Raw genomic sequence first — 24,125 nt, 5'->3', positions numbered from 1 at the left:
CTCGTCACCGAATCGCGTCCTTACCTGCGGCGATACCGGTGCTTGCCCCGTCCCCTGTTCATACATCGGCATCATCCTGACACCGCGTTAGGCGGACTCCCCGCAAGGCTGACCTGACGTGCGCTCGTCTCCGCGAGGGCGAGACAATCATCGTGCACCAGAACTCGATCAACGAGGATGATGAGGTTCCACTGGTCGACCCGAGGCAACGTGCGTCTCAGCACGGCCATCGACGCGACAGGATCGTTCGAAACGAGTTGCTCTGCCCGAAGAAGCCTTGCTCGGATGGACAAATCATCCATGTTCCTCGGACTCACCTGCGTCATCGTTGAGGCAGCCTGATCACCACCCACAATCGTCACAGTGCCTCCGTTCTTCCTCTGCGTTCCCGCCACCTTTATTCGGGCAAGCAGGGCACGCGATTGATTCCTGCCAATGGCGCTACGGCGAAGAACCTCTATTGCGAAAGACCACAGAGCACGGACAGGCAGTCGGGCTCCAGTCCATCGAACCCGCCTGACCCTCATATCAGCGGTTCGGGACGGTAGCGCGAAGGCCCGTTGACCAATGTGCGCGCGCCGTGCTTTGTCCGCCCATACCGCACGATCCCCGATTCGCCCGTGTCGCAGTTCCGCACGCCACTCGTAGACCTCAATCAACGGCGTCTCGGCAAAGTAGGTGATCGGCCGCACCCAATCGATTTGTGGTCCTCCGTTGGGGAGCGCCGTTGCGTTTCCCGTCGCCAGACGCCATCTCCGCCACCGGCTTCGTCCCGCCTCCACGTCCACGCAGTCGAGATGATCAGGAACCCAACTCGGTGGCGGTGCCCCACCGAGTGCGAGGAGAACCAGCCGAATCTCCATGGAGAGTGCTGTTGCGTCGTAGGCCATCACCACATCGGGCTCCAAGAATCGAGCGCAAGCGGCGATCGAATCGAGAATACGCTGACCAAGTTGAGGGCTGACGACGGAGCGACGAGCGCCGACGCGCTGCCACGGAGCGAGCGCCCAGTGCAATTCATAGAGCAGGATCGATTGCAGCCACGCAGGCACCGCTCCCCCGCTCGACGCTTGCTCAAGGATGCGCGCATACTGCTCAAACCGTTCTTGGTAGGCCATAGCGGGCTTCTCGATGTAACGCGTGATCGTAGAATCACCCGCGCGCCGACGGTAGAGGTAGACGGCGCCAGGATTGACGCCCAAGCGCGCATTCGGAGACGCCAGCAGATGCTCTACGATGAACATCGCGTCTTCGGACGCCGATATGCCTTCTGGGAACCGAGCACCTGTGAGGAGCAGATCCTGTCTGCGGAAGAAGGTCGACGCCGCGTGGAGTTGAAAGTAGTCCGGGCACCGTAGCATGTCCAGAACCCTTCCGCCATTCTCAAATCGAAACCGAAGCGGATGATCGTCGGTGACGCTGCCGTTCGGGTCGTTGAGACGCAGAACTCGTGACGCCACGATTGTGGAGCACCGCCCAGACTTCGACTGCAGGAATCTCCACGAACGCTCAAGATAGTGACCGTCCAGCACATCGTCAGAGTCCGGAAACGTTACCCATTCGCCAACTGCAGCGGCAAGACCGACGTTTCGCGCTCTGCTCACGCCGCCGTTGCTCTGGCGTATAAGCCGGCAGGAGAAGCGGGCGTCATCCATCCACTTCGACACGAGCACATCACCGCCGTCTGTACTTCCGTCGTCTACGAAGATGATCTCAACAGCACAAGGCACCGTCGCCTGCGAAGTGAGTGACTCGAGCAGAGCCGGCAGATAGGTCTTCATGTTGAAGATCGGGATCACCAATGACATTCCGGGATTCCCCACCGGTCCTCCTAGCTTCGGCAGCCTCCGGGATGGACAACTACGATTGAGGGATGCGCCGATTCTCCCAGGGTAGTCCGCGATGAGCCCCCGGCCCCGAGTCGTTGCCGTGATCCTGGCGGGTGGCATAGGCGTGCGCGTCGGACTCGGTATCCCGAAGCAACTCATCAAGATCGCAGGTAAGGCGATCGTCGAACACACGCTCGACGTGATGAACGGCAGTCAGGCGATCGACGAGATCATCATCGTGATGAACGCGGGGGCGATCGAACAGCTGGAGTCGTTGAAGGACCCGGAGCGCTTCCCAAAGCTCACCCGCATCATTCCCGGAGGAGAGACGCGCAACGACTCTACGCAGGTTGCGCTGGCGGTGCTGGGGGATGATCCGGAAACGAAGGTGCTTTTCCACGATGCAGTGCGGCCGTTTGTCAACGATCGCATCCTTGAGGAATGCGTCGAGGCGCTCGACCACTATGAAGCCGTCGACACCGCCATCCCCTCTGCCGACACGATCATCCAAGTTGACGCGGCATCGCACATCACGGGGATTCCGAACCGAGCTGCGCTGCGCCGCGGGCAGACCCCCCAGGCCTTCCGTCTAGGCACGATCCGTCGGGCATACGCAATCGCCAACCAAGACAAGACCTTCCATGCGACGGACGACTGCGGCGTCGTGTTCACGTATCTGCCTGAGACACCTATCTATGTCGTGGAGGGCACGGCCGAGAACATGAAGGTCACCGAGCCGATCGACGTACACATCGCTGACAAGTTGTTCCAGTTGCAGACCGCGAGTCTTACCGCAGATGCCGCCTTGCCCGACCTCGTCGGTAAGGTCGTGGTCGTGTTCGGCGGCAGCTACGGGATCGGCCAGAGCATCGCTGACCTGGCAGCGGAGGCGGGCGCGGAGGTGCGCGAATTCAGTCGAACAACGACTGGGACAAACGTGCGGTCCCGCACACAGGTGAAGAAGGCACTCAAAGAAGTACACGACACGTTCGGGCGAATTGATGCGGTGGTGATGACAGCTGGGGTGCTGCGGATGGGCCCATTGACTGAGACGAAAGTCAAACACATCGAGTCCAGTATCGAGACCAACTTTCTCGCGCCCGTGATTGTGTCTCGCGCCGCTCACAAGTACCTCAAGGAGACCGGCGGCCAAGTTCTGCTGTTCACCTCGAGTTCGCATACTCGAGGCCGCGCGAACTACGGCATCTACTCCGCCAGCAAGGCAGCGGTGGTCAATCTGACTCAGTCGCTCGCCGAGGAATGGGCGGAGGACGGCGTGCGTATCAACTGCATCAATCCGCAGCGCACCCGCACCCCGATGCGAACGAATGCGTTTGGTGAAGAGCCTATAAGCAGCCTGTTGGACCCCCGGCAGGTCGCCGAAGTGAGCCTGAAGGTACTGGACAGCGACCTAACCGGGCAGATCGTCGCCGTGCGGGTCGAGGAAGCCTCAGCCGGGACGCAGTAGCCTCGGCCTGCCAACGCCGCTACTGCGTCACGATGAAGCTCCTGAGGGCCCGACTGACACCTCCGGTTGCCGGCCTAACCCGGTACTCGCACGGCCAGTCAGCATCTGTTCGAACGACGACTTGATCCCACTTGAAAGCACCTTGCGCAATGGCCGTTCGATGAGCCGTTCGATGACGAACGCCGCAACAAGCATCGTCAAGACCACGACCGCGACCGTTGCCCACTTACCGAACAGCGGATCAAGCCAGCCGATCATCCACCAACCCCAGTTCTCGTGGATCAGGTAGAGCGGATACGTCAATGCACCAGCTGTCACCAGCCATCTAGGACCACGATGCGACAACGGCGTTAGCGTCACGAGAATCACGACACCGATCATGAGTACCACGACGACCGCGCCGAAGGCTGGTGACAGGTTTCGTTCGGTGTCACGACTCATCGCTCCTGCAACCCAGTAGGTCGATGCTTGAAACACCGCGACGAGGGACGCGTATGTAAAAACCAGCCATCGGAGCACGTTGTGTCCGCGGCTGTAGATGAGGTACAGCACCATTCCGGCGGAGAAGAAAGGCGCGTACTGCGGCGACAGTATTGCGGTCAGAAAGGTTGCGTCGGAGTTCTGCGCGATGGCGCCGATCAGCGGCCACAGCAACGCGATGGCGAGCACCCGGCGCTCTGTGATCCCGATCAGGACCAGACACCCGATCATGATGTAGAAGAGGAGTTCGACCCACAGAGTCCAATAGACGCCGTCAATCGACCTGACTCCGAAGCCGCTCTGCATCATCGTCAAGTTGATCAGCACTTCTTGAATCGAAACGTCCCGGAACTCTCCGGGGCGTGCGATCCAAGTCATCATCGCCGCGGTCGACAACACGGCAAACCAATACGCCGGATACAGTCGTGACACGCGCGACGCCACAAAAGCACCGAGGGTCCGTCCTTCTGCCGACATGAGAATTACGAACCCGCTGATCAGGAAGAAGAGTTGAACTCCGAGCGCGCCCCACGAGGTGAACTTCGAGACGAAGGGGAACAGCACTTCGACATCAGCACCCCAGTGGGAGTGGTTGCGACCAATGTAATGGTAGAAGACGACCATTAGCGCTGCCACCAGCCGGAGCGCATCCAGATACGCGAGACGCGGCTTCATGGGGGTTACTGCACTGACCATCGAGTCCTCTCCGTCGTGCCGACCCCTGTAGGCGCACCGCGACATCCTACCGGTTGAGACCGAGCGTGACCTCCCCGGAATACCCACCCCACCCCCGCGGTTCGTCCCTTCATGAGCCTGATCGCGATGACGCCGCCGCGCCCGCACGACGACTCGGCCGACCATGACCGAGGCGACGCGCTCGCGACTCTGCTCGACGCCGTCGACGTGAGCATCCGCAACCAGCGCCGCCACCGGCTCATCGACGATGCGACCCTGGTCGTCGACCCGGCTGCGCTCTCGTTCGCGTACGTGCTCTCGGGCAACCTGCAGATCCGCAGCGCAGGACAGTCCGTCCGGCGCCTCACCGCCGGCGACGTGCTGCTCGTGAGCGGACGCCCGTCCACCGCCCTGGTCGCCCAGGGCGCGGCATCCGTGCTGCTCTCGGAGCTCGCACTCGCAGACGAGGCCGCGTACATCTCCGCCCTGCTGCCCGACCTCGCCTGGATCACCGATTTCGCGACCATCGAACCGGCGGCAGCCGCGCTCGCGCAGGTGATGGGCCTCGACGCCGGCTCCCCCGACGACTGCACCAAGCGCGCCGGCGACGGAGTGATCTGCCGGATGATGGCCAAGACCGTGCTCGCGTCGGTGATCCGCGCCTGGGCCGCCGGCGGCTGCGCCCCGGAGGGGTGGCCGGCCGCGGCATCCGATCCCTTCCTCGGCCGCGTCGTCGACGCGATCAACGCCGAACCCGGCCGGGACTGGACCGTCGAGGCGCTGGCCGCCGTCGGCGCGATGTCACGGTCGGTCTTCGCGGAGCGGTTCCGCCTCGTCTACGGCGTCTCCCCCGCCGGATACGTCACCACGGTGCGGATGCGCTCCGCCCAGGACCTGCTCGCACGCGGCCTCGGCGTGAGCGCTGTGTCGCGTGAGCTCGGCTACGCCTCGGACGAGGGATTCAGCCGCGCATTCCGCCGCCACGTCGGAACGACGCCCTCCGCCTGGCGCGCGCAGCATCAGCTCGTGACGGCCTGACGCAGAGGGCTCCTCCGGAATCATCCGGATGAGCCCTCACCTGTCAGCAAACCCTGATCACCGCCCGCGCCGCCGCCCGGTCCGACAGCCCGAACAGCACGGCGCCGACCACCAGGCTCGCCGCCCCCACGACGTACACCGGCACGATCCCCAGCCCGTCCACGAGCATCCCGCCGATCGCCGCGGCGATCATGATGGCGGCCTGGAACCCGACCACCGAGATGCTGCCGCCGGCCTCCAGCCGATCCGGCATCCGCTTGCCGACCCAGGTGTTCACGATCAGCAGCCAGGACGCGAAGAAGAAGCCCCACACGAACGACGCGACGCCGACGAGCACCGGCGAACCGGATGCCGCGATCAGCACGATCGCACTCGCGGCGACCACGACCGGGGTGACCACCGCCAGCACCGCGTACGCCCGGTCCACGATCAGCCCGATCAGGAAGTTGCCCGCCAGGCCGCCGATGCCGAAGGCCGCCAGGAGGGCGATGATCAGTCCGGCATCGATCGGATGCCCGCCATCCTGCACCCTCTCCAGCGCGACGCGGATGTAGGTGTATGCGAGGAAGTGACCCAGCACGACGAGCATGTGCCCGACGAAACCGAGCCCGATGCCCGGGAGGCGCAGCGTGCCGACCAGGGGTCGGAGCGACGCCGAGCCCTCGGACGGCACCTGCGGCAGCAGCACCCGCAGTGCGACCGCGAGCAGCGCGGTGGCCACCGCAGCGAGGCCGAAGACTCCCTGCCAGCCGACGACTTCGCTGAGCATCACGCCGACCGGCACGCCGGCGACGGTCGCGAGCGACCCTCCAGCGGTGGTGAACATCACCGCCTTTCCCAGCCGGTCAGGGCCGCCGATCTTCGAGGCCACGGTGATCGACATCGCCCAGAAGGCCGAGAGCGCCCCGCCGAGCAGCACGCGTCCGGCCAGCAGCAGCGGCAGGTTCGGCGCAATGGCGACGATCGCGTTCGACACTGTGGCGGCGATCGCCATCCACACCAGCAGCGAGCGGCGGTCGAGCCGGGGGAACATCAGGCCGACCGTCGGGGCGACGACGAGCCCCGCCAGTGCCGTGACGGCGACCATCAGGCCGGCCTGCCCGGTGGTCACACCGACATCGCGCGCGATCTCGGTGAGCACGCCGCCCGGGAGGAACTCGGCCGTGACGAGCAGGAAGCTCATCGCGGTCATCGTCAGCAGCGCGCCGTAGCGCAGGCGCGGCGGAGCGGGGGCGGTCGTCACGGGAAGAGGTGCGGTCGTGGTCATTGATCCAGCATCCCGCCCGGTGCGCGGGCGCGCCCGACCGTGTGTCCGGAGCATCCGACCGATCGTCCGGGAGGTCACCTCGGCCGACGACGAGACTGTTCGCGCGGTCGAGAGCGCACGTCCGCGAGCCGAACCCTCACTCCCAGTTGTCGGCGAGCTTCCCCAGCAGACGCGCGAGCTCGGTGCGCTCGTCCTCGCTCAGTGCGGTGAGCGCCCTGTCGAGCCGGTCGCGGCGCTGCCCGCGCACGCCGCCGAGCATGCGCCTGCCGTCATCCGTCAGCACGATCCGGGTGCGACGCGCGTCGTCCGGGTCGGCCTCGCGCCGCACCCACCCGTTCTCGACACCCTGCTGCACCAGCCGCGAAGCGCGAGGCTGGTCGACGCCGATCGCCTCCGCCAGGTCGCTCACGCCGAGCGGGGCGGATGCCGCGGCGAGCGCCTCCAGCATCCGCAGCCGCGCCGGGAAGTCGCGCATCCCCGGGCCGCCCCAACCGCCGTGCCGGCCCCACGGGCCGCCTCCGTGCGGACCCGGATGCCCGTGCATACCGCCGCCATGACCGTGCGGACCACCGTGCCCCTCGCGGCCGTGGCCATCGTGCGCCCGCGACGGCCCCCGACCACGCAGCCTCGAGAGGGCGTCGGCGATGAGGTCTGCGGGATCCCGCTGCGGGCTGGTCATGCATCCGATTTTACATGTGGCTTGACATGGATCGATATTGCATGTCATACTGCATATACATGCAACATGACAAGTAAAGGACTTCCCATGAACAGCTCTGAGAACAACAGCTCCCACCCCTTCGGCTTCTGGATCACCGCGATCGACCGCCTGATGGCAGACCGGTTCGCCACGGCCTTCGAGAACGAGGGCATCACGCGTCGCGACTGGCGACTGCTGAACGTCGTCGCCGACGGCGGCGACCAGCACACCCCGAAGATCTGCCGGCTCGCCGAGCGCGGCTGGGTCACCCGCACCGAGGGCTCCTGGCAGCTCACCGACTCCGGCCGCGTCGCCAAGGAGCGCCTGGGCGCCGTCGTCGACGGCATCCGCGCGCAGGTCGCCGAGGTCGTGACCCCCGAGGACTACGCCGTCATGACGGCGTCTCTCGGGAACGTCGCCCGCGCCTTCGGCTACGAGGAGGGCAAGCCGCTCCCCCGTCGCCACCGCGGTCGCGGTCGCGGTGAGCACCGCTTCGGCCCGCACGGTCGCGGCCACGGTCACTTCGAGCGCCGCGCCGCCGAGGGTGGCCACCGCGGACACGGCCACTGGGGCCCCGGCTTCCCGCAGGCCGACCGGATGCAGGACGAGTGCCGCGGTCACGGCCGCCGCCACGGGCACGCCCCGCAGGCGCAGCACATCCACATCCACACCCACTGAGCTGTGACGAGCTCAGACGAGAGGGCCTCGATCACCGTGTGATCGAGGCCCTCTTCGCGTCTGCATTCCGCGCCTCAGGGATGGCTTTCACGGGCTCCTGGGCCGCGAACCGCCGAAACCCATCCCCGACCGACACTGCGCCCCCGGCGACGCTGGGGGCCGACGCCTCAGGGATGCCTTTCACGGCCACCCTGGTCACGCACCAACGAAACCCATCCCCGACACACCCCGAACCGCGACAACGCCGGCGCGCCCACCGGCTCAGCCGCCCGCGCGTCAGTTGCCGGTCGCGCCCGCATCGGTCACGCCGACATCCGTGCGGTGGAAGTTCTGGAACGAGCGGGATGCCGTCGGCCCGCGCTGCCCCTGGTAGTGGTTGCCGTACGCACCGGATCCGTACGGGTTCTCGGCCGCCGAGCTCAGCCGGAAGAAGCACAGCTGGCCGATCTTCATGCCCGGCCACAGCTTGATCGGCAGCGTGGCCACGTTCGCCAGCTCGAGCGTCACATGCCCGGTGAATCCGGGATCGATGAATCCCGCCGTCGAATGCGTGATGAGGCCGAGCCGGCCGAGCGACGACTTGCCCTCCAGTCGCGCGGCGATGTCGTCGGGCAGTGTGACCTGCTCGAACGTCGCGCCGAGCGCGAACTCACCCGGATGCAGCACGAACGGCTCATCCGGGTCGACCTCGATCAGGCGGGTCAGCTCGGGCTGGTCCTCGGCCGGATCGATGAACGGGTACTTGTGGTTGTCGAACAGCCGGAAGTAGCGATCCAGCCGCACGTCAACGCTCGACGGCTGCACCATCCCGAGATCCAGCGGATCGAGTCCGACGCGGCCGGATGCCAGTTCTGCCCTGATGTCGCGATCGCTGAGAAGCACGAGTTCAGCGTACCGGGCGGTCGTTGAGCGAGCGACGAAGGAGCGAGCGCCGTACTGAGCGAGCGGAGCGAGTCGAAGTGACGAAACGCCCCCAGGTCAGCCGACGCGTTTCGTCTCGCTCCGCTCGCTCAACGACCGAGGGGGCGCGTTTCGTCTCGCTCCGCTCGCTCAACGACCGAGGGGGCGCGTTTCGTCTCGCTCCGCTCGCTCAACGACCGAGGGGGTCACTCTTCCCGGGTCGTTGAGCGAGGGAGCCTGCGACTGAGGCGAAACGCGCCCGGCCCGCCGGTGAGGTTCAGACGAGCCCCAGCCGGTGCGCGATGATCACGGCCTGGATGCGGTCACGCGCATCGAGCTTCGCGAGCACCCGGCCCACGTGCGTCTTCACGGTCGATTCGCTGAGGAAGAACCGCTCCGCGATCTCGCTGTTGGTCAGCCCCTCCGCGATCGCGAGGAACACCTCCCGCTCGCGCTCGGTCAGCTCAGCGGTCGGGTCGGGGCCGGATGCCGCCACGGCCGGCTGGGCGGACAGCTGGTTCAGGAAGGCGCGCGTCGCCCGAGGCGCCAGCACGGCATCGCCGCGGTGCACCGCGCGCACGGCGGCGACGAGCTCGTGCCGCTGAGCGTCCTTGAGCAGGAAGCCGCTCGCACCGGCGCGGATCGCGCCGAACGCGTACTCGTCCAGATCGAAGGTGGTCAGCACCAGTACCCGGATGCCGGGATGCTCCTGCACGATGCTCTCCGTGGCGGCGATGCCGTCCATGCCCGGCATCCGCACGTCCATCAGGACGACGTCGGGCGCGAGCAGGCCGGCCTGGCGCACCGCCGCGGCGCCGTCGCCGGCTTCGCCGACGACCTGGATGTCGCCCTCCGCCTCGAGCACCATGCGGAAGCCGACGCGGATGAGCTGCTGGTCGTCGACGAGCAGCACGCGGATGGGTTCGGTCATGTGGTCTCCGGGTCGTGGGGGCGCTTCGACAGGCTCAGCGACCCAGGTTCTCGGGCCCCTGAGCCTGTCGAAGGGTCAGAGCCCGCCTGGGCCCCTGAGCCCGTCGAACGGTCTGAGCCTGTCGAAGGGTGCGGCAGTTCGGCGCGCAGCATCCATCGTCCCCCGCCGACGGCGCCGGAGCGGAACGAACCGCCCAGGTGCGCGGCGCGCTCGGCGAGTCCGCGCAGGCCGAAGCCCGGATCATCCGTCGCCGTCGTGGCGCCGTCGTTGACGATCTCGACCACGAGCGGATCGGCGTAGTCGATGCGCACATCGATCGCCGTCGCCTTCGGCGCGTGCCGCATGGCGTTGGTGAGTCCCTCCTGCACGATGCGGCCGACCGCGAAGGACACCGTCGGCGGCAGTTCGGGCGCGCCCGTGGTGATGAGCGACACCGTGAAGCCCGCGCGCCGGGCGGCGGCGACGGGCTCCGCCGGATCGATCGGAGCAGCCGGTTCGAGCGGAGCATCGCCGGCGCGCAGCACGCCGAGCATAGAGCGCATCTCGGACAGGGCGCTGCGGGCCGTGTCGGCGGCCGCGAGCGAGGCATCCCGCGCCCGATCCGGGTCGCCGGTCGCCGCCGCCCCCTCCGACAGCGCGACCACGACCGTCAGCGAGTGCGACACGATGTCGTGCATCTCGCGGGCGATGCGCTCCCGCTCCGCTGCGGCGGCGAGCTGCGCGTGCTGATCGCGCTCGACCAGCAGCTGGCGCGACCGGGCGAGCACCGCCTCCATGTAGCGCTTGCGGTTGCCGACGTTCACTCCGATGAGAGCGCCGATCAGCCCGAGGACCAGCTCGCCGAGGATGGCGTTGATCGACGCGCTCCAGGTGATCGTGCCGGTGAGCGACAGCGAGACGCCGATGACGGCGAGGCCGCCGATCCCGATGCCGAGAGCCGTCCAACAGGCGCGGACCGACCGGTACACGGCGAGGGTGTAGCTGGTGACGAGCAGCAGCGGCCCGCCGGCGGGATTTGCGGCGAACAGGTACGAGACCGCCGCGACCATGGATGCCACGAACGCGACCACCGGCCACTGCCGCCGCCGAAGCAGCAGCAGACAGGCGACGATCACGGTGAAGGGCATCGCCAGCGTGCCGATCCGCACCGCAGCGCCGACGGATGCGTCCAGACTGGCGCCCGGAACGAGCCCGAGCAGCAGGCAGCTCAGCGCGATGAGGATGTCGGCGAACAGCGGATGCCGCGCCCAGAACCTCCGGATCACACCGGGCGGACGCGGCAGCCGCAGCTCATCGCCCTCACGGGCGGACGAACTGCGGCTGTCGGAGGTCACGCTGCCCATTCTGCTCGGTGCATCAGGCTCTTCGCAGGGATCAGGCGTCGCGGTTGCGCAGCACCGCCCAGGCGCCCAGCATGCCGGCGACGACCCACGCGGCCAGCGTCAGTGACGCGACCTGCCAGGTGAGGCCCCAGTCGTCCTGCGGCAGGATCACGTTCTGCGCGGCGGAGGCGGGCAGATAGTACGCGGCGTCCTGAATCCAGCGCCAGGCCTCGCCCGCCATGCCGAACATGCTCGTCACGACCGGCAGCACGAACAGCAGGCCGACGGTCGCGGCGATCGCGCCGGCGCCGTTGCGGATGATGAATCCGAAGGCGACGCCGATGAGGGCGAACACGGCCATGGTCACCGAGGCGACGAGCACGGGGAGGATCGAGCCCTCGACGTCGGACCAGTCGATCGCGAGGTCCTTGCCCGCGAGGATCGGCGACACGACCGCCGCCGAGACCGCGAAGATCACCAGCGAGGCGACGAACATGAACACGGCCAGCACGGTCGCCTTCGCGGCGAGAACACTGCCGCGCACCGGGTTCGCGGTGAGCGTCGAGCGGATCATGCCCGTGGAGTACTCACCGGTCACGGCGATCGCACCGAGGATGCCGGCGAGCAGCATCGTGAACTGGATCGGCGAGACGACGGCCTGGATGCCCGGGAAGCCGCTGTCCTCGGGAACCGAGGCGGCGATCAGCACGGCGATGCCGATGGTCAGCGCCGCAGTGATCGCGATCGACCACCAGGTGGAGCGGACCGTGGCGAGCTTGATCCACTCGCTGCGCAGGGCGCGACCGAACGAGAGCCGGTACGGCGACTCGGTGTGCGTGCGCCGTGCCGGCGCGGTCTGGACGCTCATGCGATCTCCTTGCTCTTGTACTCGACCGCGTCGCCGGTGAGGGCCATGTAGGCCTCTTCGAGCGATCCCGAGGTCGGGGTGAGTTCGTGCAGCGGGATGCCGCGCTCGGCGGCGAGGTCGCCGATGCGGGACGCGGGGACGCCGACAACGTCGAAGGTCTCGGGTCCGGTGCTGACGATCTCGGTGTCGGGGCCGCCCAGCAGGGCGGCGAGGTCGGCGGCGCGCGGGGTGCGCACGCGCACCGTCGTGCTCGTCCAGGCGCGCACGAGGTCATCGAGCGGAGCATCCGCCAGCACCTTGCCGCGGCCGAGCACGATGACGTGGTCGGCGGTCTGCGCCATCTCGCTCATGAGGTGGCTGGAGAGCAGCACGGTGCGTCCCTCGGATGCCGCGTGCCGTACGAACTGCCGCACCCAGCGCACGCCCTCGGGGTCGAGGCCGTTGACCGGCTCGTCGAGGATGAGGGTGTGCGGGTCGCCGAGCAGCGCGGCGGCGATGCCGAGGCGCTGGCCCATGCCGAGCGAGAACTTGCCGGCGCGCTTGTTCGCGACCGATCCGATGCCGGCGAGGTCGATGACCTCGTCGACCCGGGACGACGGGATGCCGTGGGTCGCAGCCATCGCGCGCAGGTGGTTGCGCGCGGTGCGGCCGGTGTGCACGGCCTTGGCGTCGAGCAGCACGCCCACCTCGGTGAGCGGCGCGGGCAGCCGGCGGTACTCCTGCCCGGCGACGGTGACCCGGCCCTCGGTCGGACGGTCGAGACCGACGATCATGCGCATCGTGGTCGACTTGCCGGCGCCGTTCGGCCCGAGGAACCCGGTGACCATCCCGGGCCGCACGGTGAACGACACGTCGTCGACGGCCTTCTTGTCTCCGAACCTCTTGCCGAGGCCTTCTGCTGTGATCATGCCTCCGACGCTACGGGGGATGCTGTGGCCGGCGCGTCCGTCTGCTGGATGATCCTGCGGGGTGGGAGTGGTACCGGGGTGCCACTCCCACCCGGTCGTTGAGCGAGCGCCAGTCATCCCAGGTCGTTGAGCGAGCGCCAGTCATCCCGGGTCGTTGAGCGAGCGCCAGCCCTCCCGGATCGTTGAGCGAGCGCCAGCCCTCCCGGATCGTTGAGCGAGCGCCAGCGAGACGAAACGCCCCACCCCCGCGGTTTGTTATGCTGGCCAGGCACCATCTCGGGGCTGTAGTTCAATGGCAGAACTTCTGCTTCCCAAGCAGACAGCGCGGGTTCGATTCCCGTCAGCCCCTCCACTGTGAGTTCTCAATCCAGATGAGACGCTCATCCCTCCGTCGAAGGCCCTGAGACCGCCTGCGTGTTCCGGAACGCGTACTGACAGCCCCCTGCATTTGTCAATGACCTGGCGTCAGAATCTGGGCACAGCATGATCGTTCAGGCATCACCTTCATCCCCGCGGGTTCCGTGCGGGATCGATGGCAAGGACCTCCTTCTCGAGGAAAGAGAGCGAAATGCGAAAGTACTTCTTCTGGTTCAGCGTCGCCGTGATCGCGATGGTGGCGTACTTCTACGGCGCGAAGGCCGGTCGCAGCCGATACCGCGAGATCAGGGCGAGCATCGACGCCGTGTGGAACGACCCCAAGGTGAAGAAGGCGCGCAAGAAGGCACTCAAACGCGCAGACGAGGCCGCCCGCTCAGCCATGAAGCAGGCCAAGAAGCTCGGGAGGTGACCATGACGAGTCCAGAGCGGGCAGACCAGCCGGCCGAGGTGGACGCCGGCGCGATGCTGATCGGATTCATCGTCGTCACCATGTCCGCAAGACGCAGATAGCGCGGTACGTCCAGGTCCCTCCGGACGATTCGTTGGTAGATTCGGACGGTGCTCGAATCGAGGGCTGCCCGCGGCGTACGCGGATGCGTGGCCGCGTCTGTGGCGATCTTCGCCGCCGCGGTGCCGCACTCCGTCGCGCACGGACAACCCGCGCCGCTGCTCGGCGTCGTGCTGGCGCTCGCATTCGCGATGCCGCTCTGCGTGCTGCTGGCCGGCAAGGCCCTGTCCTGGTTCCGGTTGTCGGTGGCAGTGGGTCTCAGCCAGTTCGTGCTGCACGGAATGCTGATGATCGGCGTCGGAGAGAGCTCCGGCGGCGCGGCGTTCGTGAGCGGCGCGGGTGGACACGCGCACGGGCAGATCACCGTGCTCACCACTTCCGCCGCGGCCGCGCAGACGACGCAGACGGCGCAGACGACGCACTCCGACCCGGCGATGTGGCTGGCGCACGTGTTCGCCGCCATCGTCACGATCCTCGCGATCGGGCACGGTGAGCGCGCGATCCGGATGCTGCTCGAGCTGACCGGCTGGTCGCTCGTGACTCGTCTGCTGTCGTGGAGCGCTCCGCGGATCGCTGTCCGTCTCCGTGTCGTCCTCGGGCGGGTGTTCGTCGCATCTTCTGTGCACCTGACCTGTGCAGTGTCGAGAAGGGGTCCGCCGGTCACGGCGTGACATCCCACCACTTCTCTCACACCCTCTGCGCGCAGAGCGTTTCTGCGCGCGCACAGAAAGCTGACTCATGCCCAAGACCACCCTGCTCACCCGCGCCTTCGCGGGCATCGCCGCCGGCGCCGTTCTCGCGCTCGGCGTTCCGTTCGCGGCATCCGCGCACGTCACCGTCAACCCCGACCAGGCCGAGGCCGGAGGGTGGACCTACGCCACCTTCCGCGTACCGACCGAATCCGACACGGCCAGCACGACCAAGGTCGTCGTGCACCTTCCCACCGACACCCCGTTCACGTCGGTCAGCTACCAGCCCACCCCGGGCTGGACCGGTCAGGTCACCGAGGAGAAGCTCCCCGAGCCGGTGGAGGTCTCGGGGAACACCATCACCGAGGCGCCGACCACCATCACCTTCACCGCCACCGGCGACGGTATCGCCCCCGGCCAGTTCCAGGCCTTCGTCGTCGCACTGGGCCCGGTGCCCGACACGGGGCACGTGGTCATGCCCGCGACGCAGACCTACAGCGACGGCAAGGTCGTGGAGTGGAAGGCGACGCCCGAGGAGATGGAGAAGGACGACACGCTCGAACCCGCGCCCGTCCTCTGGATCAACGACGCACCTCCCTCGAGCGATCATCACGCCACGGATGATGCGACGGTGACGCCGGCCGATGCCGCCTCCCCCGCCACCGGCGACGGACTGCCTCTCGGCCTGAGCATCTCCGCACTGGTGCTCGCCGTGGCCGGCGTGCTGCTGGGCGCGTTCGCGGTCGGTCGCACGCGGAAGGCGAAGCGGTGACCGCCCGCCGACGCACCGCCTGGGCCGTCGTCGGGATCCTGCTCGGACTCATCGCCGTCCCGGTCGGTGCGACGGCCGCGTCCGCGCACGACTCGCTCGTCGACTCCGACCCCGCCACGGGTTCGACTGTCACGACCCTGACGAAGGTCGATCTGACCTTCAGCGCCGACCCGATCGGTGGCGAGGGCGCCGACGTCATCCAGGTCAAGGGACCGGACGGCAGGTACTACGAGACCGGATGCCCCGCCCTGAACGGCTCCGTCGTGTCCACGCCGGTGCAGGCGGGCCCTGAGGGCGACTACGAAGTGCTCTGGCGGGTGGTGTCCTCCGACGGCCATCCCGTGGCCGGCACCTTCACCTTCACGTTCGCCCCTGACGGGAATGTTGCGGCTGCGAAGGGTTCGGCCGATCCGCAGTGCGGCCCGAAGGCGCCGGCGTCCGCCGACTCGTCCGACGCAGCCGGCTCGTCGTCAGCACCGACGGGGCTGTGGATCGGGTTGGGGATCGGCGCCGTCGTGCTCGTCGCCACGGCGGGTGCCGCTGTGCTCTTCGCGCGGAGGCCGCGCCGCACCGATCACGGCGAATGAATGCTCGGGCCGTCACCGCTGCGGTGGCGGCCCCAGGCCCCGCTAGCGGATGCGGACGGCGCCGGGCTGGATGCTGATCTCGACCCGCGTGGTGTCCCCCAGGTTGTCGCCGTCGACTTCGAACACGCGCGGCTCATCGAGCTCGATCGTCAATGACGTGAGGCGGCGATGCGTGGTGCTGTCGCTACCCTCGGCCTGACCCTGCTCGCCGCCCGGCTTCAGGAGCCGTTTCAGCCCGTTGTCCCACGCCAGGTTCCGCATGGTGTCGATCCATCCGGCGATGCCGTCCGCGTGCAGCACGAGAAGGTCGAGCTGTCCGTCCTGCGGATCCGCGTCTGGCAGCAGAGTGATGCCGCCCTGCAGCGTGCCGCAGTTGCCGACGATGAGCGTGTGGGCCTTCTCGCGCTCCGCTGGACCACCGTCGGCGCCGAGACGGATGTCGATGACCTCGCTGGCCGACACCGCCCGGCCGAGGGATTCGACGTAGGCGAGCCAGCCGGCCCTGTCTTCGAGATCGTCGTCCGTCTCGGAGATCATGTGCGCATCGATGCCGAATCCGGCCATCACCGCGAAGGCGCGCCGCTGCACCCCGGCGGGAAGCAAGATCTCGGCCCAGCCGATGTCGACCGGCTGGGCTGTTCCCTCGAACGCTCGGGTGAACGCCGCCGTCAGGTCGTTCAGGGGGACTCCGAGATTGCGGGCGAGGAGGTTCCCGGTGCCGAGCGGGATGATGCCCAGGTCTGTCTCCGCCTGCGTCTCGGCGAGATGCTCGGCGACCGCTCGGATCGTCCCGTCGCCGCCGGCGGCGAGGATCAGGTCGACGCCCGCGTCGAGCGCCCTCTGCGTGGCATCCCGTCCCGGGTCGTCCTCGCTGGTCTCGAACCAGCTGACCTCTCCGGCGTGGGTGGCCTCGAGCGCCGCCCGGAGCTCGCTCTCGGTGGTCTTGGAGGGATTCCAGACGATCCCCGCATGCGCATCGCTCACTGTGCCAGCCCCTTTCTCGAGTTGTCCGCCCCGATATCCTCAAGATTCCGTCAGCGAGTGTAGCGCGCTCGTTCTCGACTGTCCGGCGGATGGCAACGACCGGTATCGCCCACACTCGTTTAGCTACTAAACTATTGGCATGACGACCATCGCCCTGTTCGGAGCGACCGGCAAGACCGGCCGCCGTGTCCTCGTTCGCGCACTGGAAGCCGGCTTCTCGGTGCGGGCGCTGGTCCGCGACCCCGGCAAGCTGGAGGTGTCCTCGGACCGCCTCACCGTCGTGACCGGCGATGTGCTGGACCCGGCAGCGGTGGAACAGACAGTGGCGGGGTCGGATGCGGTGCTGTCGCTCTTCGGTCAGGTGAAGGGCTCTTCGCCCACTCTGCAGGCCGACGGGACGCGGTTGATCGTCGATGCCATGAAGGCGCAGGGGGTGCGGCGCATCGTCACGCTCTCCGGCGGCGGCCTGCGCGCCGCCGGTCACGACCGACCGAAGACTGCGGACCGGGTGATCCGGTTTCTGCTGAAGACGCTGTCAGGGCATGTCCTGGCAGACGCGGAGCAGCACCTGCGCGTCCTGGAGGAGTCGGGGCTGGACTGGACCGTGGTCCGGGTCCGTCGGCTGACCGAGAACCCCGGCAAGGGTGCCTACCGAGTCGGCTGGGTGGGAGTGAACGCGAGCACCGCGATCAGCCGCGACGACCTGGCCGACTTCATCCTCACCCAGGTCGAGGATCGCACCTTCATCCGGCAGCTGCCGTTCGTGAGCGACTGACGTGAGCGCCCGTTCCGACCTCATCGCCGCCGTCCTGCTCGAGGTCGCGGGGATAGGCCGTGAGCTCGCCACCGTCGGTGCACGGCCGTTCGGCGAGCATCGGCTGTCGCGACGCCAGCTCGATGCGATGTTCATCCTCGCCCACTCGGACGCCGCCGTCACCGCCGGGCATCTCGCTGACGCCCTGGGCGTGACGCCGGGGGCGGTGACCCAGTTGCTCGGTCCGCTGCGCGACCTCGAGCTGGTCGAATCCGTGACCACGGAAGAGGATGGTCGGGTGCGGATCATCCGGCTCACGGCGACGGCTCAGGCCCAGGTGGGTGCGTTCGAACGCGACCAAGTCGCGCGTCTGTCGTCTCGCTTCGACGGGCTCGATGCCGCCGAGCTGCGCCGGCTCGCCGGCCTGCTGGCCAAGGGGAGGATGCGCACATGAGCGCTGTGTTCGTCACCGGCGCCACCGGCATCGTCGGATCCGCCGTCGTCGAGACTCTGCTCGAACGCGGCGAGCAGGTCGTCGCCGCCGTCCGGGACCCTTCTGCTGCACGGTTCCCTGCCGACGTGGAGATCCGTGAGTTCGAGTTCGGATGGGATCGCCCTGCACTGGGGGCCGCGCTGGAGGGATGCGACCGCCTGTTCCTCATGCGGCCGCCGCCGGTCGAGGACGTGCAGCGGTACCTGTTCCCGCTCATCGACGAGGCGCTCGACCGCGGCATCCGGCAGATCGTCTTCCTGTCGCTGCAGGGTGTGCAGCACAACAAGAGCACGCCGCACCACGCGGTCGAGGCCTACTTGCAGCAGCGGGATGCGCCGTACACGTTCCTGCGTCCGAACTTCTTCATGCAGAACCTGTCCACCACCTACCGTGACGGGATCCGGGACCACGACGAGATCTTCCTCCCCGCAGGGCGGGCCTTCACCGCATTCATCGACGCACGAGACATCGGCGCGGTCGCGGCAGCCGTGTTCACGGAACCCGGCCACCTGCGCCGGGCATACACGCTCAGCGGGGAGCAGTCGCTCTCGTACCGCGGTGTCGCCCGCATCCTCAGCGATGTGCTCGGACGCACCATCCGCTACGCCCGGCCCAGCGAACGCGAGTATCTCGCACGACTGGAGGAGGAGGGGTGGCCCGAGGACTACATCGCCGTGCAGAAGATGATCTACCGGGTCGTGCGCATGAACATCTCCGCCCTGCCCAACCGCATGGTCCGCAGGCTCACCGGCCGGCCCGCGACGACATTCCGGGCATTCGCGGAACGCGAGCAGCAGGTCTGGCGCGGCCCGAGCTGACCGTCACCGTGCCGCGAGGCGGTTCCGGTCGCAGGACTCACCACCCTTATCCTGAGCGCAAATTTCCGACTTCTTGACTCAGCGATCTGGCGAAAGTTCGCCTTGTCTGCCGCTTAGAGTCGTGGCATGGCCGCCACTCCCGCCGCAGACGCGCCGACGCATCCGGTGCGTGCGGCGTACTTCGTCTCCGACAGCACGGGGATCACCGCCGAGACCCTCGGCAACGCCCTGCTCGCGAACTTCCCCGGGTTCGTGTTCCGCAAGCACACGATCCCGTTCGTCGACACGGTGGACGCCGCGGCCAACGTCGCCAGCCAGATCATGGCCGACGAGTCGGCGGGCCTCGAGCCGCTCGTCTTCACCACCGCGAAGAACCCCGCCATCCGCACAGTGGTGAGCGCCGTGCCCGCCACCCACATCGACCTGCTCAGCGGCCACCTCGGCGAGCTCGAGTCCGCACTCGGCACCACCGCATCCGAGCAGCTCGGCCAGTTCCACATGCTCGGCGACACCACCGAGTACTTCGCCCGCATGCGGGCGGTCGAGTACGCCATCGAGCATGACGACGGGCAGAGCGCTCGCGCCCTCGATCTGGCCGACGTGATCATCGTCGCCCCGAGCCGCTGCGGCAAGACGCCGACCACGATGTACCTCGCCCTGCAGTACGGGCTGCTCGTCGCCAACTATCCGCTCACCGACGACGACTTCCCGACCGACGGCCTGCCGCCACTGATTGCGAAGTACTCGGCCCGCTGCTTCGGCCTCACCACCACTCCCCTACGCCTCAGCCAGGTGCGGCATGAGCGCCGGCCCGACTCGCTCTACTCCAGCCTGGCTCAGTGCACCACAGAGTTGCGTCGCGCCGAGAAGCTCTACGCCCGCAACCGCATCCCGTTCCTGAACTCCTCGACGAAGAGCGTCGAGGAGATGTCGGCCGTCATCCTGCAGACCCTCGGCCTCCGCCGCTGATCACCCTTCAGACGAAAGAGCACCTCATGACCAACATCCTCTGGTTCGATGAGATCGGCATGACCGATCTTCCCCAGGTCGGCGGCAAGAACGCCTCCCTCGGCGAGATGATCTCGAACCTCTCCGATCTCGGCGTCCGTGTTCCCGGCGGCTTCGCCACCACCGCCGACGCCTACCGCCGCTTCCTCGCGCACAACGACCTGCGTGGCCGCATCCGCGACGCGATCGCCGGGCTCGACGTCGAGGACGTCACCCGGCTCGCGCTGGTCGGCACCGAGATCCGCGCCTGGATCGCCGAACATCCACTGCCGGAAGACCTCGAGTCCAACATCCGCACCGCCTACGACCGGCTCGTGCAGACGGATGCCGAGCCCGACACCGTCACCTGGGCGGTGCGCTCGTCCGCGACGGCGGAGGACCTTCCGGATGCCTCGTTCGCCGGGCAGCAGGAGACCTTCCTCAACGTCGGCGGCATCGACAACATCATCGCCGCGATCCGCAGCGTCTACGCCTCGCTCTACAACGACCGCGCGATCGCGTACCGCGTGCACCAGGACTTCGCCCACGACGAGGTCGCCCTCTCGGCCGGAGTGCAGCGCATGGTGCGCTCCGACGTCGGCGCCTCCGGTGTGATGTTCACGATCGACACCGAGTCGGGCTTCGACCAGGCCGTGTTCGTGACCAGCTCGTACGGGCTCGGCGAGGCCGTCGTACAGGGCGCCGTGAACCCCGACGAGTTCTACGTCTCCAAGCCGGCGCTGCGCGCCGGACGCCCCGCGATCCTGAAGCGGGCGGTCGGCGAGAAGGCCATCGCCATGCGGTACACCGACAGCAAGCAGGCCGGTGCGAGCACCGCCTTCGTCGACGTGCCCGCAGAGCAGCGCGCGCTGTTCTCGATCACGGATGCCGAGCTCACCGAGCTCGCGCAGCACGCGCTCGTCATCGAGGAGCACTACGGCCGCCCGATGGACATCGAGTGGGGCAAGGACGGCGTCGACGGGAAGCTCTACATCCTGCAGGCCCGGCCCGAGACCGTCGTGTCCCGGGCATCCGCCAACGTCATCCACCGGTTCCGGCTGCAGGAGAAGGGGCCGATCGCGACCGAGGGACGCGCGATCGGCCAGCGCATCGGCGCCGGCCCCGTGCGCATCCTGCGAGATGCGACGCAGATGAGCGAGTTCCAGACCGGCGACGTGCTCGTCGCCGATATGACCGACCCCGACTGGGAGCCGATCATGAAGCGGGCATCCGCCATCGTCACCAACCGCGGCGGACGCACCTGCCACGCCGCAATCATCGCCCGCGAACTCGGCATCCCCGCCGTCGTCGGCACCGGCGACGCGACGCGCGCCCTGCGCGACGGCCAGCCGGTCACGGTCTCGTGCGCCGAGGGCGACACCGGGTTCGTCTACGAGGGCATCCTCGCCTTCGTCGAGGAGGAGACCGCACTGGACCGGATGCCGGAGTCGCCGGTCAAGATCATGATGAACGTCGGCACCCCCGACCAGGCGTTCTCGTTCTCGCGGCTGCCGAACCGCGGTGTCGGCCTCGCCCGGCTCGAGTTCATCATCAACCGCCAGATCGGCATCCACCCCCGGGCGCTCCTCGAGCACGACACGCTGCCCGAGGATCTGCGCCGCGAGGTGGATGCCCGCATCGCCGCCTACCCCTCACCGCGGGACTACTTCGTGCAGCGCGTCGTCGAGGGCGTCTCGATGCTCGCCGCCGCCTTCGCCCCGGAGCCGGTGATCGTGCGGATGAGCGACTTCAAGTCGAACGAGTACGCCAATCTGCTCGGCGGCGAGCGCTACGAGCCGCACGAGGAGAACCCGATGATCGGGTACCGCTGGGCATCCCGCTACGTGTCGCCGGACTTCCGCGAGTGCTTCGAGATGGAGTGCGAGGCGCTGAAGTTCGTGCGCGACGAGATGGGGTTCACGAACGTACAGGTGATGGTGCCGTTCGTGCGCACCGTCGCCGAGGGGCAGGCCGTCGTCGAGCTGCTCGCCGAGAACGGGCTGCGCCGCGGCGAGAACGACCTGAAGGTCGTGATGATGTGCGAGGTGCCCACCAACGCGCTGCTCGCCGACGAGTACCTCGAGCACTTCGACGGCTTCTCGATCGGCTCGAACGACATGACCCAGCTGACGCTCGGGCTCGACCGCGACAGCGCGCTCGTCGCCGACACCTTCGACGAGCGCGACCCCGCCGTGCTCAAGCTGCTGTCGATGGCCATCGAGGCGTGCCGCCGGCACGACAAGTACGTCGGTATCTGCGGCCAGGGTCCCAGCGACCATCCGGAGCTCGCGGAGTGGCTGGTCGGCCAGGGCATCGAGTCGGTCTCGCTCAACCCCGACACGGTCGTGGAGACTTGGCTGCGCCTGGCGAAGAGGGAGCCGGTAGCGGTCTGACGTCCGCCGGTCGGCGTGCACTCGCGCGGACTTGTGCGCTTCGCGCGGGCGAATGCCGGGAATCCTCCCGCGCGAAGCGCACATCCCCGCGTGAATACACGCGACGATGCGCACTAAACGCCCGGCAACATCCAGAATCCGGCATCCGCGGGCCGCACCTCGGAGTGCTGCATTGACAGCAGCCGGGCGCCGGATGCCGACGGCGAAACCGTATCCGAAGCCGACCATCAGACGGCGATGCGCCCAGGTGAACGCCGGACGAGCGATCGGCGAGAGCCGCTGCATCCACGGCTTGGTCGTCTCGACGAGCCAGGCGAACCAGACGGTCGCTTCATCGCCGCCGGATGCCGCGACGGCAGCACGGCCGCGCCCGGCGAGGTCGCCGGTCACCGCGGCATCCACCGTCTTCATCGGCTCGACCTCCGTGATCGCGAGGTCGTACGTGAGCCGGTATCCCAGCGGCGCGCGCACCGCCTGCCGGTATACGGCGCCGGACCGGGCGGGCCCGGGAGGCCCCTCGACGCTCTCGAGACCCGGCCACCAGACCGTCCACCCGCGGACGTCGCTGAGCACGCCCCACACCCGCGCCGGATCCCCCGAGACCCGATACGTGCTGACGAAGTGGTAGCGCGCGTCCATGCCGTCAGTACCCGGCTGCGGCGACCTCTTCGGGACTGCGCTGGATGCAGAACTCGTTGCCGTCGACATCGCTCATCGTCACGTAACCGCTGCCGTTTTCGCGCCGCCGGTCCGCGACGACCGTCGCGCCGAGCTCCTGCAGCCGCTCGACCTCTTCGTCGCGGGTGCTGCCGACCGGGTTCAGGTCGAAGTGGATGCGCGGCTCGAACTCCTCGCCCTCAGCGACCGGCTGGAACACGAAATTGACCGCGACTGGCTCGGTGAGGAAGACGGTGACGGGGTCGCCGGGGCTGTTCGGATTGTCCGGGTTCTCCTGCAGTGCCAGCAGCTGCTGCCAGAAGGCGCCGAGCGACTCGTGGTCGCGGGCGGTGATGTTGATGGCGTCGATGCGCGAGACCATGGAACTCCTCTGTCGAAGACCTCCGACCGGACGGCGCGAAGGCACCCGGCCGACGCTACCGGCACGGCGCCCCGCCACGCCAGGTCCGACCACGACGAGGCTCTACCGGAGCACCCGATAGCGAAGGTGGGTCTCGCTCGCGTACGCGGAGGTCTCGAGACGCTCGAGCTCGATCCGCTGCCCCAGACCCTCGAACAGGGAGATGCCGCCGCCGAGCAGCACCGGGGCGACATCCAGGTGGAGCTCATCGACGAGCCCGAGTCGCAGACACTGGCGCGAGATGCTGCCGCCGAGCAGGCTGACCCAGCCGTCGCCGGCGGCCAGTGAGGCCTGCGCCACTGCCTCCCCGATGTCATCGACGACGAAGGTGTAGGCGGTTCCGTCATGGTGGATCGGCTCGTGCTCGCTGTGGGTCATCAGGTAGACCGGCACCTTCAGCATGCCGCCGTACGGGAGTTCGCCGTCCTCGATGGTCCGGGTCTTGTTCGCACCCCCGACGACTGCTCCGATGCGGTTCATGACTCGCTCCACGACCGCATCGTCCTCGGGAGCCGAAGGCCTGCCGAACATCCAGTCGACTCCGCCGTCCGGATCGGCGAGGTATCCGTCGAGGGTGATGGTGGCATGGACGATCACGGTGGCCATTGCTGCTCCTTCGT

Annotated in this window: 25 protein-coding genes and 1 tRNA gene; 14 read left to right on the top strand and 12 right to left on the bottom strand. The window is 67.9% G+C overall.

Annotation, left to right across the window (positions count from 1 at the left end; translation table 11 throughout):
* Window positions 1–71: 71 nt before the first annotated feature.
* On the bottom strand, window positions 72–1,808 hold the full coding sequence (locus L2X99_RS15170; protein ID WP_236135343.1) for a glycosyltransferase family A protein: 1,737 nt from the start codon (window positions 1,806–1,808) through the stop codon (window positions 72–74).
* A 121-nt stretch (window positions 1,809–1,929) separates the two neighbouring features.
* Here L2X99_RS15170 and L2X99_RS15165 point away from each other — a divergent pair, with 121 nt between their 5' ends.
* Window positions 1,930–3,297, top strand: coding sequence for a bifunctional cytidylyltransferase/SDR family oxidoreductase (locus L2X99_RS15165; RefSeq protein WP_236135342.1), 1,368 nt, complete (start codon window positions 1,930–1,932; stop codon window positions 3,295–3,297).
* Between the two features lie 27 nt (window positions 3,298–3,324).
* Here the strand turns inward: L2X99_RS15165 and L2X99_RS15160 are convergent, their stop codons facing one another.
* The gene (locus L2X99_RS15160) at window positions 3,325–4,452 is read right to left on the bottom strand and encodes an acyltransferase family protein (protein ID WP_236135341.1); all 1,128 of its coding nucleotides are present in this window, start codon (window positions 4,450–4,452) and stop codon (window positions 3,325–3,327) included.
* Between the two features lie 132 nt (window positions 4,453–4,584).
* On the opposite strand from L2X99_RS15160, the gene L2X99_RS15155 reads away from it, so the two are divergent.
* Entirely contained in the window at window positions 4,585–5,490 is a 906-nt protein-coding gene (locus L2X99_RS15155) for an AraC family transcriptional regulator (RefSeq protein WP_236126026.1), read from the top strand.
* Window positions 5,491–5,533: 43 nt separating this feature from the next.
* On the opposite strand, the gene L2X99_RS15150 is transcribed toward L2X99_RS15155, so the two are convergent.
* The gene (locus L2X99_RS15150) at window positions 5,534–6,757 is read right to left on the bottom strand and encodes an MFS transporter (protein WP_236135340.1); all 1,224 of its coding nucleotides are present in this window, start codon (window positions 6,755–6,757) and stop codon (window positions 5,534–5,536) included.
* 136 nt (window positions 6,758–6,893) lie between these two features.
* On the bottom strand, window positions 6,894–7,436 hold the full coding sequence (locus L2X99_RS15145) for a MarR family winged helix-turn-helix transcriptional regulator (protein WP_236126028.1): 543 nt from the start codon (window positions 7,434–7,436) through the stop codon (window positions 6,894–6,896).
* Window positions 7,437–7,523: 87 nt separating this feature from the next.
* Between L2X99_RS15145 and L2X99_RS15140 the strand changes: the two genes are divergently transcribed.
* The gene (locus L2X99_RS15140) at window positions 7,524–8,135 is read left to right on the top strand and encodes a MarR family winged helix-turn-helix transcriptional regulator (protein WP_236126029.1); all 612 of its coding nucleotides are present in this window, start codon (window positions 7,524–7,526) and stop codon (window positions 8,133–8,135) included.
* 276 nt (window positions 8,136–8,411) lie between these two features.
* Here the strand turns inward: L2X99_RS15140 and dcd are convergent, their stop codons facing one another.
* From dcd to L2X99_RS15115, 5 genes are all read right to left on the bottom strand, one after another.
* The gene (gene dcd / locus L2X99_RS15135) at window positions 8,412–9,017 is read right to left on the bottom strand and encodes a dCTP deaminase (RefSeq protein WP_236126030.1); all 606 of its coding nucleotides are present in this window, start codon (window positions 9,015–9,017) and stop codon (window positions 8,412–8,414) included.
* A 295-nt stretch (window positions 9,018–9,312) separates the two neighbouring features.
* The gene (locus L2X99_RS15130; RefSeq protein ID WP_236126031.1) at window positions 9,313–9,966 is read right to left on the bottom strand and encodes a response regulator transcription factor; all 654 of its coding nucleotides are present in this window, start codon (window positions 9,964–9,966) and stop codon (window positions 9,313–9,315) included.
* On the bottom strand, window positions 9,963–11,300 hold the full coding sequence (locus L2X99_RS15125; RefSeq protein ID WP_236126032.1) for a sensor histidine kinase: 1,338 nt from the start codon (window positions 11,298–11,300) through the stop codon (window positions 9,963–9,965). The genes L2X99_RS15130 and L2X99_RS15125 overlap by 4 nt, the downstream gene beginning before the upstream one ends.
* A gap of 40 nt (window positions 11,301–11,340) precedes the next feature.
* Window positions 11,341–12,156 carry an ABC transporter permease subunit gene (locus L2X99_RS15120; protein WP_236126033.1) on the bottom strand — a complete coding sequence of 272 codons (816 nt, stop codon included), beginning with the start codon at window positions 12,154–12,156 and terminating at the stop codon, window positions 11,341–11,343.
* Window positions 12,153–13,064 carry an ABC transporter ATP-binding protein gene (locus tag L2X99_RS15115; protein ID WP_236126034.1) on the bottom strand — a complete coding sequence of 304 codons (912 nt, stop codon included), beginning with the start codon at window positions 13,062–13,064 and terminating at the stop codon, window positions 12,153–12,155. The genes L2X99_RS15120 and L2X99_RS15115 overlap by 4 nt, the downstream gene beginning before the upstream one ends.
* Before the next feature lie 278 nt (window positions 13,065–13,342).
* On the opposite strand from L2X99_RS15115, the gene L2X99_RS15110 reads away from it, so the two are divergent.
* The 5 genes from L2X99_RS15110 (at window position 13,343) to L2X99_RS15090 (ending at window position 15,998) form a co-directional block, all read left to right on the top strand.
* Window positions 13,343–13,416: transfer RNA gene (locus L2X99_RS15110), tRNA-Gly, on the top strand.
* Window positions 13,417–13,632: 216 nt separating this feature from the next.
* Window positions 13,633–13,851 (top strand): hypothetical protein, encoded by a 219-nt coding sequence (locus L2X99_RS15105; protein WP_236126035.1) that lies wholly within the window; start codon window positions 13,633–13,635, stop codon window positions 13,849–13,851.
* Between the two features lie 188 nt (window positions 13,852–14,039).
* On the top strand, window positions 14,040–14,621 hold the full coding sequence (locus tag L2X99_RS15100) for a hypothetical protein (RefSeq protein ID WP_236126036.1): 582 nt from the start codon (window positions 14,040–14,042) through the stop codon (window positions 14,619–14,621).
* Between the two features lie 67 nt (window positions 14,622–14,688).
* Window positions 14,689–15,411 carry a YcnI family copper-binding membrane protein gene (locus L2X99_RS15095; RefSeq protein ID WP_236126037.1) on the top strand — a complete coding sequence of 241 codons (723 nt, stop codon included), beginning with the start codon at window positions 14,689–14,691 and terminating at the stop codon, window positions 15,409–15,411.
* Window positions 15,408–15,998 carry a copper resistance CopC family protein gene (locus tag L2X99_RS15090; RefSeq protein ID WP_236126038.1) on the top strand — a complete coding sequence of 197 codons (591 nt, stop codon included), beginning with the start codon at window positions 15,408–15,410 and terminating at the stop codon, window positions 15,996–15,998. Before L2X99_RS15095 ends, L2X99_RS15090 begins: the two co-directional genes overlap by 4 nt.
* Window positions 15,999–16,040: 42 nt before the next feature.
* On the opposite strand, the gene L2X99_RS15085 is transcribed toward L2X99_RS15090, so the two are convergent.
* Window positions 16,041–16,982: a diacylglycerol/lipid kinase family protein gene (locus L2X99_RS15085; RefSeq protein WP_236135339.1), complete on the bottom strand. Its 942-nt coding sequence runs from the start codon at window positions 16,980–16,982 to the stop codon at window positions 16,041–16,043.
* A 139-nt stretch (window positions 16,983–17,121) separates the two neighbouring features.
* Between L2X99_RS15085 and L2X99_RS15080 the strand changes: the two genes are divergently transcribed.
* The 6 genes from L2X99_RS15080 (at window position 17,122) to L2X99_RS15055 (ending at window position 23,055) form a co-directional block, all read left to right on the top strand.
* Entirely contained in the window at window positions 17,122–17,757 is a 636-nt protein-coding gene (locus tag L2X99_RS15080; protein WP_236135338.1) for an NAD(P)-dependent oxidoreductase, read from the top strand.
* 1 nt (window position 17,758) lies between these two features.
* Complete coding sequence (locus L2X99_RS15075) at window positions 17,759–18,190, top strand: MarR family winged helix-turn-helix transcriptional regulator (RefSeq protein WP_236126042.1); 432 nt, start codon at window positions 17,759–17,761, stop codon at window positions 18,188–18,190.
* Window positions 18,187–19,047 (top strand): SDR family oxidoreductase, encoded by an 861-nt coding sequence (locus tag L2X99_RS15070; protein ID WP_236126043.1) that lies wholly within the window; start codon window positions 18,187–18,189, stop codon window positions 19,045–19,047. The genes L2X99_RS15075 and L2X99_RS15070 overlap by 4 nt, the downstream gene beginning before the upstream one ends.
* A 126-nt stretch (window positions 19,048–19,173) precedes the next feature.
* Window positions 19,174–20,016 carry a pyruvate, water dikinase regulatory protein gene (locus L2X99_RS15065; protein ID WP_236135337.1) on the top strand — a complete coding sequence of 281 codons (843 nt, stop codon included), beginning with the start codon at window positions 19,174–19,176 and terminating at the stop codon, window positions 20,014–20,016.
* A 26-nt stretch (window positions 20,017–20,042) separates the two neighbouring features.
* Window positions 20,043–22,427 (top strand): phosphoenolpyruvate synthase, encoded by a 2,385-nt coding sequence (gene ppsA / locus L2X99_RS15060; protein ID WP_236135336.1) that lies wholly within the window; start codon window positions 20,043–20,045, stop codon window positions 22,425–22,427.
* A 247-nt stretch (window positions 22,428–22,674) separates the two neighbouring features.
* Window positions 22,675–23,055 carry a hypothetical protein gene (locus L2X99_RS15055; RefSeq protein WP_236135335.1) on the top strand — a complete coding sequence of 127 codons (381 nt, stop codon included), beginning with the start codon at window positions 22,675–22,677 and terminating at the stop codon, window positions 23,053–23,055.
* 15 nt (window positions 23,056–23,070) lie between these two features.
* Here the strand turns inward: L2X99_RS15055 and L2X99_RS15050 are convergent, their stop codons facing one another.
* Together L2X99_RS15050 and L2X99_RS15045 are read right to left on the bottom strand one after the other, a co-directional pair.
* Complete coding sequence (locus L2X99_RS15050) at window positions 23,071–23,466, bottom strand: VOC family protein (protein WP_236126045.1); 396 nt, start codon at window positions 23,464–23,466, stop codon at window positions 23,071–23,073.
* A 102-nt stretch (window positions 23,467–23,568) separates the two neighbouring features.
* Entirely contained in the window at window positions 23,569–24,111 is a 543-nt protein-coding gene (locus L2X99_RS15045; RefSeq protein ID WP_236126046.1) for a dihydrofolate reductase family protein, read from the bottom strand.
* Window positions 24,112–24,125: the final 14 nt, after the last annotated feature.

It is taken from the genome of Microbacterium sp. KUDC0406, assembly GCF_021582875.1.
GTDB lineage: Bacteria > Actinomycetota > Actinomycetes > Actinomycetales > Microbacteriaceae > Microbacterium.
This window is presented reverse-complemented; position numbering and strand designations above follow the sequence as displayed.

Coding starts and splice junctions, on each gene's coding strand:
- L2X99_RS15170 (WP_236135343.1), bottom strand. CDS start 1,808: ATGTCATTGGTGATCCCGATCTTCAACATGAAGACCTATCTGCCGGCT.
- L2X99_RS15160 (WP_236135341.1), bottom strand. CDS start 4,452: ATGAAGCCGCGTCTCGCGTATCTGGATGCGCTCCGGCTGGTGGCAGCG.
- L2X99_RS15155 (WP_236126026.1), top strand. CDS start 4,585: ATGAGCCTGATCGCGATGACGCCGCCGCGCCCGCACGACGACTCGGCC.
- L2X99_RS15150 (WP_236135340.1), bottom strand. CDS start 6,757: ATGACCACGACCGCACCTCTTCCCGTGACGACCGCCCCCGCTCCGCCG.
- L2X99_RS15145 (WP_236126028.1), bottom strand. CDS start 7,436: ATGACCAGCCCGCAGCGGGATCCCGCAGACCTCATCGCCGACGCCCTC.
- L2X99_RS15140 (WP_236126029.1), top strand. CDS start 7,524: ATGAACAGCTCTGAGAACAACAGCTCCCACCCCTTCGGCTTCTGGATC.
- L2X99_RS15130 (WP_236126031.1), bottom strand. CDS start 9,966: ATGACCGAACCCATCCGCGTGCTGCTCGTCGACGACCAGCAGCTCATC.
- L2X99_RS15120 (WP_236126033.1), bottom strand. CDS start 12,156: ATGAGCGTCCAGACCGCGCCGGCACGGCGCACGCACACCGAGTCGCCG.
- L2X99_RS15115 (WP_236126034.1), bottom strand. CDS start 13,064: ATGATCACAGCAGAAGGCCTCGGCAAGAGGTTCGGAGACAAGAAGGCC.
- L2X99_RS15105 (WP_236126035.1), top strand. CDS start 13,633: ATGCGAAAGTACTTCTTCTGGTTCAGCGTCGCCGTGATCGCGATGGTG.
- L2X99_RS15095 (WP_236126037.1), top strand. CDS start 14,689: ATGCCCAAGACCACCCTGCTCACCCGCGCCTTCGCGGGCATCGCCGCC.
- L2X99_RS15080 (WP_236135338.1), top strand. CDS start 17,122: ATGACGACCATCGCCCTGTTCGGAGCGACCGGCAAGACCGGCCGCCGT.
- L2X99_RS15070 (WP_236126043.1), top strand. CDS start 18,187: ATGAGCGCTGTGTTCGTCACCGGCGCCACCGGCATCGTCGGATCCGCC.
- L2X99_RS15065 (WP_236135337.1), top strand. CDS start 19,174: ATGGCCGCCACTCCCGCCGCAGACGCGCCGACGCATCCGGTGCGTGCG.
- ppsA (WP_236135336.1), top strand. CDS start 20,043: ATGACCAACATCCTCTGGTTCGATGAGATCGGCATGACCGATCTTCCC.
- L2X99_RS15050 (WP_236126045.1), bottom strand. CDS start 23,466: ATGGTCTCGCGCATCGACGCCATCAACATCACCGCCCGCGACCACGAG.
- L2X99_RS15045 (WP_236126046.1), bottom strand. CDS start 24,111: ATGGCCACCGTGATCGTCCATGCCACCATCACCCTCGACGGATACCTC.